The sequence below is a fragment of the Achromobacter spanius genome, assembly GCF_029637605.1.
Lineage (GTDB): Bacteria > Pseudomonadota > Gammaproteobacteria > Burkholderiales > Burkholderiaceae_B > Achromobacter > Achromobacter spanius_E.
This window is the reverse complement of record NZ_CP121261.1, coordinates 5,267,556-5,280,837: the sequence shown is the minus strand read 5'-3', so window position 1 is coordinate 5,280,837 and position 13,282 is coordinate 5,267,556. Positions and strand designations below refer to the sequence as shown.

Sequence of the window (13,282 nt, the reverse complement as noted above, 5' to 3'; positions counted from 1 at the left end):
ATTATCCAGGTCAAGCGTTACGCGAGGCGCTGTGCACTTTGCACGAGGCTTCGGACAAAATCGCCACGCACAGATCGGCATAGCTGATCCCCACGGCCTTCGCGGCCATCGGCACCAACGAATGGCTGGTCATGCCAGGCGAGGTATTCATTTCAAGCAGCCACGGCCGGTTGTCGCGGTCGAGGATGAAGTCGGCGCGACCCCAGCCTTCGCAGCCCAGCGCCTGATAGGCCTTGACGGCGATATCAGCCACTTCTTCAGCAACGCCGTCCGGCAGCGTTGCGGGGCAGAAATACTCGGTGTCGTCCGAAAAATATTTGTGTTCGTAGTCGTAGTTGCCACCAGGCGCGGCTATTTCGATCACGGGCAACGCACGCGCTCCCTTGCCCGAGCCCAGCACCGCCACGGTCAGCTCGCGGCCGGTGATGAACTGCTCGGCCAGCACTTCGCTGTCAAAGCGCGCGGCCGCGGCATAGGCTTCCTTCATGTCGGAATAACCCACAACCTTGGTGATGCCGACGGTCGAGCCTTCATGCGGCGGCTTGATGATCAGCGGCAGACTCAGGCGGTCGGGCACCAGGCGCAGCTCCGTGTCGGCGTCCAGCACTTCGAACTCGGGCGTCGGCAGGCCGTTCTGCAGCCATACGCGCTTGGTCATGGTCTTGTCCATGGCCAGCGCGGACGCCATCGGGCCGCTGCCGGTATACGGAATGCCCAGCAGTTCCAGTGCGCCCTGGATCGTGCCGTCTTCGCCGTAGCGGCCGTGCAGCGCGATGAAGACGCGGTCGTAGCCTTCCGCGGCCAATTCGGCCAGGCTGCGTTCGCCCGTATCGAACAGGTGCGCGTCCACGCCGGCGCTGGCCAGCGCCTGCTGCACGCCCTTGCCGGACATCAGCGACACCTCGCGCTCGGCGGAGCGTCCGCCGTACAACACACCCACTTTGCCGAATTGCGTGCTCATGCCAGCTCTCCTACTTGGGCGGGGACCTTGCTGATCGAACCCGCTCCCATCACGATGACGACGTCGCCGTTGCGCACGAAGTCGACCACGGCCTGCGGCAGTTCAGCCACGTCTTCGACAAACACCGGCTCAACCTTGCCGGCTACCCGCAGCGCGCGCGACAGCGCGCGGCCATCGGCGGCCACCAGCGGCGGCTCGCCCGCGGCGTAGACCTCGGTCAGCAACACGGCGTCGGCGGAGCCCAGCACCCGCACAAAATCTTCAAAGCAATCGCGCGTCCGCGTGTAACGGTGCGGCTGGAAGGCCAGCACGATACGGCGATCGGGCCAGGCGCCGCGCGCGGCAGCCAGCGTGGCGGCCATCTCCACGGGGTGATGGCCGTAATCGTCGATCACCGTGAAGGTGCCACCGCCATGGCTGGCCGGCACCGGAAAGTCGCCCGTCTGCGTGAAACGGCGGCCCACGCCCTTGAAGGCGGCCAGCGAATCGCAAATGGCATCGTCGGATACACCCAGCTCGGTGGCAACGGCAATCGCGGCCAGCGCGTTGCGCACGTTGTGCAGGCCGGGCAAGTTCAGTTCCACCTGCAAGGGCGGCAGCAACGTGTCGAGGTGCGTGCGCTGCACGTTGAAGCGCATGCGCGTACCAGACGGCTGGACCTCATAGGCCCGCACCTGCGCCTCTTCGTTCAGGCCATAAGTGGTGATCGGGCGCGACACGAAGGGCATGATCTCGCGCACGTTGGCGTCATCCGAGCACAGCACCGCGCTGCCATAGAACGGCAGGCGCTGCGTGAACTCGATGAAGGCGCTTTTCAGGCGGGCCACGTCGTGCCCGTAGGTATCCATGTGATCGGCATCGATGTTGGTCACGATGGCCATCACCGGCAACAGGTTCAGGAACGACGCATCGGACTCGTCGGCCTCGACCACGATGTAGTCGCCCTGCCCCAGCCGCGCGTTGGCGCCGGCAGAGTTCAGGCGGCCGCCGATCACGAAGGTGGGGTCCAGATCGCCAGCGGCAAGCACGCTGGCCACCAGGCTGGTGGTGGTGGTCTTGCCGTGTGTGCCGGCGACCGCGATGCCACGCTTCAAGCGCATCAGTTCCGCCAGCATGATGGCGCGCGGCACCACGGGGATACGCGCGGCGCGCGCGGCGATCACTTCGGGGTTATCGCCCGCCACCGCGGTGGACGTGACGATGGCGGCCGCGCCGGTGACGTTGCTGGCCACGTGGCCAATGGCGATCTTCACGCCCAGGCCGGCCAGGCGGCGCGTGACCGCCGACTCGTTCAGGTCGGAACCGCTGATCGTGTAGCCCAGGTTGAGCAGCACTTCGGCAATGCCGCTCATGCCAGAGCCGCCGATGCCTACGAAATGGATATGTTGAATTCTGTGTTTCATGATGAACGCCCCGCTGCTTGTTCGCAGACATCGGCGATATGGACCGCGGCTTCCGGCTGCGCATGCGCGCGGGCCCGGACGGCGACGGCCTCGAGTTCTTGTCGGGTACGCTGGCCCAGCCAGTCCGCCAGCCACTCGGGCGTCATGGCGGCCTGCGGCTGCAACCAAGCGGCCTGCGCGTCGCTCAAGAAGCGTGCGTTGGCGGTCTGGTGGTCATCAATGGCATGCGGCAACGGCACGAACAGCGCGGCGACGCCCGCTGCCGCCACTTCAGACACCGTCATGGCGCCCGCGCGGCAGATCAGCAGGTCGGCATCGCCCAAGGCGCCCGCCATGTCATCGATGAACGCGCGGCAATCGGCCTGCACGCCCGCCTGGGCGTAGGTTTGTTGCAACGCGGGCAGATGTTGTTCGCCGGACTGATGAACAACCTGCGGGCGACGGTCTTGCGGCAGGCGGGCCAGCGCCTGCGGAACAACCATGTTCAGCGCCTGCGCGCCCAGGCTGCCGCCCACGATAAGCAGTCGCAGCGGGCCGGAACGGCCAGCGTAGCGCTCAGCCGGATCAGGTAGCGCGCACAGATCGGCACGCACCGGGTTACCCAGGGCTTCGCCTTTGGGCAGCACACCTGGAAAGCCGCTGAGCACGCGGCGCGACATCTTGGCCAGACACTTGTTCGCGGTGCCGGCCACGGCATTCTGTTCGTGCACCACCAGCGGCGTGCCGCGCAGGGCCGCGATCACGCCCCCGGGAAAGGCAACGTAGCCGCCCATGCCCAACACCACGTCCGGACGCACATCGGCCAGACGCGACCACGCTTGTGCAAACGCGCGCAGCAGCAGGAAAGGCAGCTTCAGCAGCGCGGACACACCCTTGCCGCGCACGCCCTGGAAGCGCAGCGGCACAAGTTCGATACCGCGCGGTGGCACAAGCTTGCCTTCCATCTTGTCCGGGTTGCCCAGCCACAGCACGCGCCAGCCGCGCTCGCGCAGCACGTCAGCCACGGCCAGGCCCGGCATGATGTGCCCGCCGGTGCCGCCGGCCATGATCAGGATGGTGCGGGCCACGGTCATACCCGCCCCCCACGCATCATCACGCGGTTTTCGACGTCTACCCGGATCAGCATGGCCAGCGCGCACAGGTTCATCACCACGCCTGATCCGCCATAGCTCATCAGCGGCAGGGTCAAACCCTTCGTTGGCAACAGGCCCAGGCACACGCCCATGTTGATGAACGATTGCACGCCAAACCACATGGCCACGCCATGCGCCACCAGGCCCGCGAACGTGCGTTCCATGGCGATAGCCTGGCGACCGATATCAAAACCGCGATAAATGATGATGGCAAACAGCGTAATCACCAGCATGACGCCGGCAAAACCCAGCTCTTCACCCACTACCGCCATCAGGAAGTCGGTGTGCGCTTCGGGCAGGTAATGCAGTTTCTCGACACTGGCCCCCAGGCCCACGCCCAGCCATTCGCCCCGGCCCAGCGCAATCAGCGAATGCGACAACTGATAGGCGCTGCCGTAGGCATTGTCTTCGTTCCAGGGGTCCAGGTACGCGAACAGGCGCGCCCGGCGCCAGGGAGACAGCCAGATCAGCGTCAGGAAAGTGCCTACCAGCACGCCCAGCAGGCTGCTGAAGTATTTGCCGTTGATGCCGCCCAGAAACAGGATGCCGATGGCGATGGCGACAATCACCATGAAGGCGCCCAGGTCGGGTTCCAACAGCAGCAGCATTCCCACACCGGCCAGCGCGACCGCCATCGGCAGAAAGCCGCGGGCAAACGCTTGCATGTGTTCCTGCTTGCGCACCGTGTAATCGGCGGCGTAGAGCAAGGCCGCCAGCTTCATCAATTCGGAAGGTTGGAAGTTCAGCGGACCCAGCGGAATCCAGCGATGCGCGCCGTTGACTTCGCGGCCGATGCCGGGAATCAAGACCGCCACCAGCAAGACAATCGCCAGCACGAATAGCGGCACCGCCATGCGCTGCCAGACGCGGATGGGAATGGCCAGCACCACCGCGCCCGCCAGCAGGCCGGTGCTGACGAACAGGCCATGGCGGATCACGAAGTAATAGCGCCCGTAGGAGGCGTAGCGCGGACCATCGGCCAACGCGATCGACGCCGAATACACCATCAGCAAGCCCAGCAGCAACAGCGTCGATGCCGCGATGACCAGCGGCAGATCGAAGTTGCGCATCTTGGTACGGCCGGGCCGTACGGCATTGACGCTGGCGGTGAGATCGGCGATCAGGCTCATGCCACTTCTCCCCGGTCGCGGGCCAGGTCTTCGACTTCTTCCACGAACACTTGGCCACGATGCGGATAGTTGCGGAACATGTCCAGGCTGGCGCAGGCGGGCGACAACAGCACGGCGTCGCCGGGTTGCGCCAGGTCGGCCGCGCCGCGCACGGCGGCATGCAGCGAATCAACGGTGATGCAGTTGACGCCGGTGGGCGCCAGCACGCGCGCAATCTCGGGCGCATCCACGCCGATCAGCATGACGGCGCGCGCATGGCGCGACACCACGGGAAGCAGTGGCGAGAAATCCTGGCCCTTGCCCTGTCCGCCCGCGATCAGCACCACGGGCTGGCCCAGGCCTTCCAGCGCGGCCACCGTGGCGCCCACATTGGTGCCCTTGCTGTCATTGATGTAGTCGACACCGCCAATCTGGCGCACAAACGCCGCGCGGTGCGGCTCGCCAGCGTATTCGCGCAGCGTGCGCAACATGGCGCCCCAGCCCAGGTCCAGGCACCGCGCCAACTGCAAGGCGGCCAAGGCGTTCAGGGCGTTATGGATGCCACGGATGCGCAACGCGTCCACGGGCATCAGGCGGCTCATGCGGCCGTTGGCGCGCACGGGTTCGGGCGCATCTTTCTTGCGGCGCGTGGGCGGCGCGGGTTCGTCGAAATCGATGGGTTCGCACGCGACCAACCAGGCCACGCCCTGCCCCAGTTCCAGCCCCATGTCGCCAACCAGTTCGGGCATGTCGCGGCCGAAGCTGCGCACATTCAAGGCGTTCACGGTCTTGACCATGGCGAGGGTAAGCGGGTCGTCGCGGTTGACGATGGCGATGCGCGCCATCGTCAAGATGCGCGCCTTGGCCGCCGCATAGGCGTCCATGCCACCATGCCAGTCCAGATGGTCTTGCGTCACGTTCAGCACGATGGCAGCGTCAGCCATCAACGAGCGCGTCGTTTCCAGTTGGAAGCTGGACAGTTCCAGCACCCACACTTGCGGCAGCGCGTCGTTGTCCAGCGCGTCCATCAGCGCCGTCAACGCAGCCGGGCTGATGTTGCCGGCCGCCACGACCGACAGGCCGCTGGCGTCGATGAGGTCACGCGTCAACGCGGTAACGGTCGTCTTGCCATTGGTGCCCGTCACCGTCAGCAGGCGCGGACGGTATTCGCGCGTTTCGGACAGATCGGCCAGCGCGCGGGCAAACAATTCGATCTCGCCCACCACTTCAATGCCACGGGCCTCGGCCTCGCGCAGCAAGTCGGCGGCTGGCGCTTGCGTGGGCGCCAGGCCCGGGCTCAGCACCACTTGCGTCACGCCATCAAGCAGCGCCGCGTCGAACGACGCATCGCAGCCCAGACGATATTCGACTTCGTTTTGCGCCAGCGCGTCGCGCAGCGCGGCCAGACCACCCGGTTCGGCGCGCGTGTCGGCCACGCGCAAGCGGGCGCCCAGGCGGGCGCACCAGCGTGCGGCGGCGACACCCGTCTCGCCTAATCCGAGGATCAGGACGAGCGGCGCGTCAGCGCGGGAGGTTTCCATCGTATTCATCGCAACTTCAGGGTTGAGAGGCCAATCAGCACCAGCATCATGCTGATGATCCAGAAACGCACGACCACCTGGGTTTCCTTCCAGCCGCCCACTTCAAAGTGATGATGCAACGGGGCCATGCGGAATATGCGTCTACCTGTTCCATAACGTCGCTTGGTGTACTTGAACCACGTCACCTGGATCATCACCGAGAGCGTCTCCACCACGAACACACCGCCCATGATGAACAGCACGATTTCCTGGCGCACGATGACGGCGATAGTGCCCAGCGCGCCGCCCAGCGCAAGCGCGCCCACGTCGCCCATGAACACCTGGGCCGGATACGCGTTGAACCATAAAAACGCGAGTCCCGCGCCCCCTATCGCCGCGCACAGCACCATGAGTTCGGACGCGCCGGGAATATACGGAAACAACAGGTACTTCGAATAGTCCACGCGACCGACCACGTAGGCGAAGATGCCCAACGCGCTGCCTACCATCACGGTGGGCATGATGGCCAGGCCGTCCAGGCCATCGGTCAGGTTCACGGCATTGCTGGTGCCGACAATGACTGCCCACGTCAGCGCCACGAATCCCAGCACGCCCAGCGGATAGCTCACCGACTTGAAGAACGGCACGATCAGGTCGGCACGCGTCGGCAACGACATCGTGAAGCCGCTTCCCACCCAGGCCTTGAACAGCGGCCAAAGGTCGGTGTTGGCGGGGGCCGACACGGCAAACGCCAGGTACACCGCGGCCACGATGCCGATGGTGGCTTGCCAGAAGAATTTCTGCCGCGCCGGCATGCCTTCGGGGTCGCGATAGACCACCTTGCGGTAATCGTCCATCCAGCCGATCCAACCGAAGCCGAACGTCACCAGCAGCACCACCCACACGAAGCGGTTGGTCCAGTCAGCCCACAGCAAGGTGCTGATGGCGATGGAAATCAGGATCAACACGCCGCCCATCGTGGGGGTACCGGTCTTGACCAGATGCGTTTCCGGGCCATAGGCGCGCACGGCCTGGCCGATCTTCATTTCGGTCAACTTGCGAATCACACGCGGACCCGCCACCAGGCCGATCAGCAACGCCGTCGCGCACGCCAGCACGGCGCGCAAGGTGATGTATTCGAACACGCCCAGGGCGCGCACATCATCGGAAAGCAGACGGGCCAGTTCAAGCAGCATGCTGCTCTCCCTGCGCCTTGGCAGCCTGTTCGTCGTTCGTGGAAAAAGCCTTCACTACCCGCTCCATGCGCATAAAGCGCGATCCCTTTATCAATACGCTGGACGGGCGCAAGCCGCGCAAGGCGGCCACCACTTCGTCTACCGATGCGCAGGCGTGCGCGCCAGGACCGTAAGCGGCCGCGGCCGCCCGGCTGGCTTCGCCTAGCGTGATTAGCGCGTCAAGCCCTTGCTCGCGCGCATAGTTGCCCGCCTCGGCATGCAAGGCGGGGCCGTTGTCCCCGATCTCGCCCATGTCGCCCAACACCAGGACACGTGTGCCGCCAATACGCGCCAGCACGTCGATGGCAACGCGAACCGAATCGGGGTTGGCATTGTAGGTGTCGTCGATGAGCAGCGTTCCGTCGCTCATTTGCTTGTGCTGCATGCGTCCCGCGACGGGGGCAAAGCCAGCCAGCGCGCGTACGGCGCTGTCCAGCGGCACGCCCGCGGCGATGGCGCTGGCGATGGCGGCAAGCGCGTTGCGCAGGTTGTGCAGGCCGGGCACCGGCAGAATCAGATCCGCCACACCCACCGGCGTCACGACGCGGCAGCGGGTTGAGCCGACGTCGGCCAGAATGTGCTCGGCGTAGACGTCCAACCCCGGCTGCAAACCAAAGCGCAGCACGCGGCGCGGCTCGGCCAACGCGTCCCAGATTTCTGAATAAGGCTCGTCGCCGGGGTAGACGGCAACGCCGTCGTCCGGCAGCGCCGCGATGGCTGCGCCGTTCTCGTGCGCCACCGCTTCCACGGTGTGCATGAATTCCTGGTGCTCGCGTTGCGCGTTGGTCACCAGCGCAACCGTGGGTGCCGCCATGGCGGCCAACTGGGCGATTTCGCCCGGATGATTCATGCCCAGCTCGAACACCGCGGCGCGGTGTTCGGCGCGCAAACGCAGCAGGGTCAGCGGCACGCCGATGTCATTGTTCAAATTGCCGGCGGTGGCCAAACGGCCCGGCTCGCCCTGCCATTCGGCCAGCATGGCCGAGATCATTTCCTTGGTGGTGGTCTTGCCGTTGCTGCCGGTCACCGCCACCACGGGCAACGTGAACTGCGCGCGCCACGCCGCACCGATGCGCATCAGCGCAATGCGGGTGTCGCCCAGCACCAGTTGCGGCAGCCTGGCATCAGGCACGGCATGCGCCACTACCGCCGCGCATGCGCCACGGCCTTCGGCCTGGTCCAGATAGTTGTGCGCGTCGAAGTTTTCACCGACCAGCGCCACGAACAGTTCGCCAGCGCCTATGCGCCGCGTGTCCGTCGACACGCCTTTGACCTGCGGCAGCAGCAGCGCCAGGCGCGCCCACTCGCGGTCATCAAAGGGCAGCTTTTCACCCGCGATGTCCTGATAAGTTTCGTGCCCCTTGCCCGCCAGCAGCACCACGTCTTCAGGCGACGCAGACCAGATGGTCTGCATGATGGCGCGCGCGCGGTCGACTTGAACGTCGGCATGCGCCGCTTCGGGGATGCCGGCCAGGATCTGTTCGACAATCGCCTCGGGCGATTCGGTACGCGGGTTGTCGCTAGACACCACGACGTGATCAGCCAATTCCGCAGCGATGCGGCCCATCTCAGGACGCTTGCCGGGGTCGCGTTCACCGCCGCACCCGAACAGGCAGATCAAGCGGCCCGATCGCGCAACCGCCACCGCGCGCAACGCGGTCAGCGCGCGCGACAACGCATCCGGCGTGTGGGCGTAATCCACCACCACCAACGTTCCGCGGCCAGCGGAAACCTGGGTGGATACGGGCACGGTTTCCACCGTTTGCAGACGGCCATCAACCGGATTCGTGGCGGCCAGCTCACGCGCAATCTGCGCGAACGGCAGGCCCAGCTTGTACAGGACGCCTGCCACCAGCAACAGGTTCGACACGTTATGCGCCCCCAGCAGGCGCGTCACGATCTGGGCCTCTCCGTGCGGGGACACCAGCGTAAAAATCTGGCCCTGCGCGGTAGCCTGGAGGTCTCGCGCACGCATCGCGGCGGGAATCTCGGGCGAATCGCTCAGGCTGTAGCCCATGGCGGCCATGCCCGCGGGCAGGCCTGCAATCAGGCGGCGGCCGGCTTCGTCGTCGGCATTGACGACGGCGGCGGTCAGGCCCGGCCACTTGAACAGGCGCGCCTTGGCGGCCTCGTATTGTTCCATCGTGCCGTGATAGTCAAGATGGTCGCGGGTCAGGTTTGTAAAGGCAGCCAAGGCCACGCGCACGCCATCCAACCGACCTTGTTCGATACCGATCGACGAGGCTTCCATCGCAACGGCCTGCGCCCCGGCGTCGCGCATCGCGGCCAGCGTGCGGTGCACGGTCAGCACATCGGGCGTGGTCAGGTCACCGCCCAACGTGCTGCCGTCGGGCAGCACGGCGCCCAAGGTGCCGATGGTGCCGCAAGGTTTGTCGTTGCGGCTTAACGCATGCGCGATCCATTGCACCGACGAGGTCTTGCCGTTGGTTCCCGTTACCGCCACCACCGCCAGCGCGGCGGAAGGGCGGCCGTACCAAGTGTCGGCCAGCTCGCCCAACAGCGTGCGCAAGCCGTTTACCGGCAGCATCGGCGTGTCGGCCGCGGCGGCCAGCATGGCGTCGCTGGCAGGCGCTTCGAACAGGACGGCGCTGGCGCCCAACGCCAAGGCCTTATCTATATAGAGACGTCCGTCGCTGGACAGGCCGGGGCAGGCAACGAACACGTCGCCCGGCTCGATATCGCGCGAGTCCAGCTTGAGGTGCGCCGTCAATGAGACGTGGGCATGTAGCCACGCCACGGTTTCGGCAACCGTGGCGACAGGGGGAAAGAGGGAGCCTTTGGCGCTCATCTGCCTGGCTCCTTGATACCAGCAACAATCGTGGATTCGAAAGGCGCGTCCGGCCGCACCCCCATCAGTCTCAGGCTTCCCCCGACGATGTGGGAGAACACGGGCGCGGCAATGGCGCCGCCGTAGTAGCCGCCAACGGTCGGTTCGTCGATGGACACGGCCACGACGATCTTCGGGTCCGACACCGGAGCGAAGCCCACGTATGAGCTCCGGTAGCGTTGCATGCTGTACTTGCCGTCAACAATCTTGCGCGCGGTGCCGCTCTTGCCTGCCACGCGATAGCCCTGCACCTGGGCGGCCTTCGTACCTTCGGGGCCGGCGGCCGCTTCCAGCATGGCGCGTACCATCGCGGTGGTTTTCGGTGTGTAGATCTTGACGCTGGTGGGATCGCTGTCACGCTTGACCAGCGTCAGCGACACCATGTCGCCGTCACGAGCGAAAACGGTATAGGCGCGCGCCACTTGCAACAGCGACACAGACAGGCCGTAACCGTAGGCCATCGTCGCTTTTTCGATCAGGCGCCAGCGGTCCCACGGACGCAGACGGCCCGGCGCGGCGCCGGGGAATCCCACCTGAGGCGCCTGCCCCAGGCCCAATTCAGTGAAGCGGTCCCACATTTCACGGGATTCCAGCTTCTCGGAAATCATCGTCATGCCAATGTTGCTGGACTTGCGCAACACGCCCGCCACATCCAGGGTGCCATTGCGGCTGACGTCGCTGATCGTGCTGCCTTGGTAGTGGAAGCGGCCATTGCCGGTTTCGAACAGCGTGGATGTGGTGATGCGGCCCAGGTCCAAGGCCAGAGCAGCCGTGAACGGCTTCATGATCGAGCCCGGCTCGAAGGTGTCGGTGATGGCCTGGTTGCGCAGTTTTGCGCCGTGGAAGGTTTCGCGATTGTTCGGATCGAAGGTCGGCACGCTCGCCAACGCCAGGATTTCGCCCGTATGCACGTCCACGATCACAGCGGTCGCGCCCTTGGCCTGGTGCTTGTCCATGGCGTCCTTCAACTCCTTGAACACCAGGTACTGCAAGCGGGTATCAATGGACAGACGCAGGTCCCGGCCGTCCACCGGCAGGGTCACGGCCTGCACATCTTCAATCACACGTCCCAATCGGTCCTTGATGACGCGACGGCTGCCCGGGCGGCCTTGCAACTGCTGGTTGAACGTGAGTTCGACGCCTTCCTGGCCCTGGTCTTCAACGTTGTTGAAGCCGACCACATGGGCCATCACGTCGCCATCCGGATAGTAGCGGCGGGTTTCAGGCTGCTGGTGCACGCCGGGCACGTTCAATTGCTTGATCTTGTCAGCCACGTCCATCGAGACCTGGCGCTTCAAGTAGACGAAGTTCTTGTCTTCGTCCACCAGGCGGCGGCGCAAATCGGCCACGGGCGTGTCCAGCAGCTTCGCCAGGGCATCCATCTGCGCTGGCGTGCCTTGCTTGGTGTCTTCGGGAATGGCCCAGATGGCTCGCGCGGGCACGCTTGATGCCAGCACGGCGCCATTGCGGTCAAGGATCTTGCCGCGCGTGGCGGCAAGGGTCAATGTGCGTTCATAACGACGTTCACCCTGCTGTTGCAGGAACTCCGTCGACAAGCCCTGCAGGAACAGAGCACGCCCCGCCAACACCGCGAATCCGCCAAACAGCAGAATCAGCACCAGGCGCGCGCGCCATGTGGGCAACTGCCCGCGCAACACGGGGTTATCGAAGAAAGGAACGCGCTTCATTGCCCGCCTCCGGCAGCGGCGGGCGCTTGATTCACATACAAAGTGCGGTCCGGAACGATGGAAATCATCTTCAGGCCGTCGCGGGCAATGGCGTCCACCCGCGCATTGCGGGCGAGTTCGGCGCGCTCCAATTGAAGCCGGCGCCAATTGGTTTCCAGGTCGCGTGCCTGCGCCTGATCGCTTCCCAGCTCAACAAAGAGCAGGCGCGACTGATACCGGCTGGTGACCAGGGAAATGGCCGACAGCATCAGCAAAGCCGCAACGATCAGGTTGACACGCCCCATCAGCGACGCCCCCCTTTGCCACCGCGACGAGGCGGCGGAGCCAGATCGCTGCCGGGCAGCGAGCCTATCTTCACAAATGCGAAGCCGCCCTCGGGGGGCAGCGGCGTGTGCGTACGTTCGGCGACGCGCAAGACGGCGGACCGGGCACGCGCATTGGCCGAGACTTCATCATCTTCGGCCAGAACGCGGCCCAGCGACCGCAGGACGGGTTGGGGCATTTCGCTTTCGCGCAGGGGCAGGCGTGCATGCGCGGCGGCCGGCCTGGCCGCCGCCACGATGCACTGCTTGACCATGCGGTCTTCAAGCGAATGAAAGCTGATCACCGCCAACCTCCCTCCCGGGGCAAGCAGGTCTAGAGCTGCCGCGAGGGTGCGCGCGAGCTCTTCGAGTTCCCGATTGATGTAAATCCGTAAAGCTTGAAAGGTGCGTGTGGCCGGATGCTGCCCCTTTTCGCGCGTGCGGACGGCGCTGGCGACGCACTCGGCAAGCTCGAGCGTGGTGCACAGCGGCCGTGTTGCGCGGCGAGCAGCAATCGCCTTTGCAACCTGAAAAGCAAACCGTTCTTCGCCATAATCCGCTATGACCTCCCGCATCTCATCCACACTGGCTTGCGCCAGCCAATCCGCCACCGTGGGACCACGAGTGGTGTCCATCCGCATATCGAGCGGGCCGTCTCGCATGAACGAAAAGCCGCGCTCGGCGTCGTCGATCTGAGGCGACGAAACGCCCAGATCCAGCATCACGCCATCGACCTTGTCGATGCCAAGCTGCTGCAATTCTTCCGCCATGGTGGCAAAGCCACCATGTACTACCGTGACCCGCGGGTCCGCCGCCGCCAACGCATTGGCTACCGCGATCGCCTCGGGGTCCTTGTCGAACACGACCAGCCGAGCAGACTTGCCCAAGCGTCCTAGCAGTTCGCGGCTATGCCCGCCGCGACCGAAGGTGCCGTCGACAAACACACCGCGTTCCGCCCGCGTAGCCGTATCCGGCTCGGTCTGGGAGGGCGACCGTGCCGCACCTTTGCCACCAAAGTCAGGCAGCAATAGTGCGTCCACCGTCGGCTCCAGCAGAACGGGCCGATGTTCGAATTCCATAAAA

Annotated in this window: 10 protein-coding genes; all 10 read right to left on the bottom strand. The window is 65.3% G+C overall.

What is annotated here, in order from left to right:
• Positions 1-10 precede the first annotated feature (10 nt).
• From P8T11_RS23570 to rsmH, 10 genes are read right to left on the bottom strand one after another with little or no spacing between them, the layout of a single operon-like run.
• Positions 11-961 carry a D-alanine--D-alanine ligase gene (locus tag P8T11_RS23570; RefSeq protein ID WP_268079772.1) on the bottom strand — a complete coding sequence of 317 codons (951 nt, stop codon included), beginning with the start codon at positions 959-961 and terminating at the stop codon, positions 11-13.
• Positions 958-2,364, bottom strand: a complete 1,407-nt coding sequence (gene murC / locus P8T11_RS23565) for a UDP-N-acetylmuramate--L-alanine ligase (RefSeq protein WP_268079773.1) — start codon at positions 2,362-2,364, stop codon at positions 958-960. Before murC ends, P8T11_RS23570 begins: the two co-directional genes overlap by 4 nt.
• Positions 2,361-3,437, bottom strand: a complete 1,077-nt coding sequence (gene murG, locus P8T11_RS23560; RefSeq protein WP_268079774.1) for an undecaprenyldiphospho-muramoylpentapeptide beta-N-acetylglucosaminyltransferase — start codon at positions 3,435-3,437, stop codon at positions 2,361-2,363. Before murG ends, murC begins: the two co-directional genes overlap by 4 nt.
• Positions 3,434-4,627: a putative lipid II flippase FtsW gene (gene ftsW / locus P8T11_RS23555; RefSeq protein ID WP_268079775.1), complete on the bottom strand. Its 1,194-nt coding sequence runs from the start codon at positions 4,625-4,627 to the stop codon at positions 3,434-3,436. Before ftsW ends, murG begins: the two co-directional genes overlap by 4 nt.
• Positions 4,624-6,156, bottom strand: coding sequence for a UDP-N-acetylmuramoyl-L-alanine--D-glutamate ligase (murD, locus tag P8T11_RS23550; protein WP_268079776.1), 1,533 nt, complete (start codon positions 6,154-6,156; stop codon positions 4,624-4,626). The genes ftsW and murD overlap by 4 nt, the downstream gene beginning before the upstream one ends.
• The gene (mraY, locus tag P8T11_RS23545) at positions 6,153-7,322 is read right to left on the bottom strand and encodes a phospho-N-acetylmuramoyl-pentapeptide-transferase (protein WP_268079777.1); all 1,170 of its coding nucleotides are present in this window, start codon (positions 7,320-7,322) and stop codon (positions 6,153-6,155) included. The genes murD and mraY overlap by 4 nt, the downstream gene beginning before the upstream one ends.
• A complete protein-coding gene (murF, locus tag P8T11_RS23540; protein WP_268079778.1) occupies positions 7,312-10,170 on the bottom strand; it encodes a bifunctional UDP-N-acetylmuramoyl-L-alanyl-D-glutamate--2,6-diaminopimelate ligase MurE/UDP-N-acetylmuramoyl-tripeptide--D-alanyl-D-alanine ligase MurF in 2,859 nt (952 codons plus the stop codon). The genes mraY and murF overlap by 11 nt, the downstream gene beginning before the upstream one ends.
• Positions 10,167-11,897 (bottom strand): peptidoglycan D,D-transpeptidase FtsI family protein, encoded by a 1,731-nt coding sequence (locus P8T11_RS23535; RefSeq protein ID WP_268079779.1) that lies wholly within the window; start codon positions 11,895-11,897, stop codon positions 10,167-10,169. Before P8T11_RS23535 ends, murF begins: the two co-directional genes overlap by 4 nt.
• Positions 11,894-12,181, bottom strand: coding sequence for a cell division protein FtsL (ftsL, locus tag P8T11_RS23530; RefSeq protein ID WP_268079780.1), 288 nt, complete (start codon positions 12,179-12,181; stop codon positions 11,894-11,896). The genes P8T11_RS23535 and ftsL overlap by 4 nt, the downstream gene beginning before the upstream one ends.
• Positions 12,181-13,278, bottom strand: coding sequence for a 16S rRNA (cytosine(1402)-N(4))-methyltransferase RsmH (gene rsmH, locus P8T11_RS23525; RefSeq protein WP_268079781.1), 1,098 nt, complete (start codon positions 13,276-13,278; stop codon positions 12,181-12,183). Before rsmH ends, ftsL begins: the two co-directional genes overlap by 1 nt.
• Between the last annotated feature and the right edge of the window lie 4 nt (positions 13,279-13,282).

Excerpts from the sequence above, each read along its gene's own strand:
- murG (WP_268079774.1), bottom strand. The coding sequence starts at position 3,437 with ATGACCGTGGCCCGCACCATCCTGATCATGGCCGGCGGCACCGGCGGG.
- rsmH (WP_268079781.1), bottom strand. The coding sequence starts at position 13,278 with ATGGAATTCGAACATCGGCCCGTTCTGCTGGAGCCGACGGTGGACGCA.
- murD (WP_268079776.1), bottom strand. The coding sequence starts at position 6,156 with ATGAATACGATGGAAACCTCCCGCGCTGACGCGCCGCTCGTCCTGATC.
- murF (WP_268079778.1), bottom strand. The coding sequence starts at position 10,170 with ATGAGCGCCAAAGGCTCCCTCTTTCCCCCTGTCGCCACGGTTGCCGAA.
- P8T11_RS23570 (WP_268079772.1), bottom strand. The coding sequence starts at position 961 with ATGAGCACGCAATTCGGCAAAGTGGGTGTGTTGTACGGCGGACGCTCC.
- ftsW (WP_268079775.1), bottom strand. The coding sequence starts at position 4,627 with ATGAGCCTGATCGCCGATCTCACCGCCAGCGTCAATGCCGTACGGCCC.
- P8T11_RS23535 (WP_268079779.1), bottom strand. The coding sequence starts at position 11,897 with ATGAAGCGCGTTCCTTTCTTCGATAACCCCGTGTTGCGCGGGCAGTTG.
- ftsL (WP_268079780.1), bottom strand. The coding sequence starts at position 12,181 with ATGGGGCGTGTCAACCTGATCGTTGCGGCTTTGCTGATGCTGTCGGCC.
- mraY (WP_268079777.1), bottom strand. The coding sequence starts at position 7,322 with ATGCTGCTTGAACTGGCCCGTCTGCTTTCCGATGATGTGCGCGCCCTG.
- murC (WP_268079773.1), bottom strand. The coding sequence starts at position 2,364 with ATGAAACACAGAATTCAACATATCCATTTCGTAGGCATCGGCGGCTCT.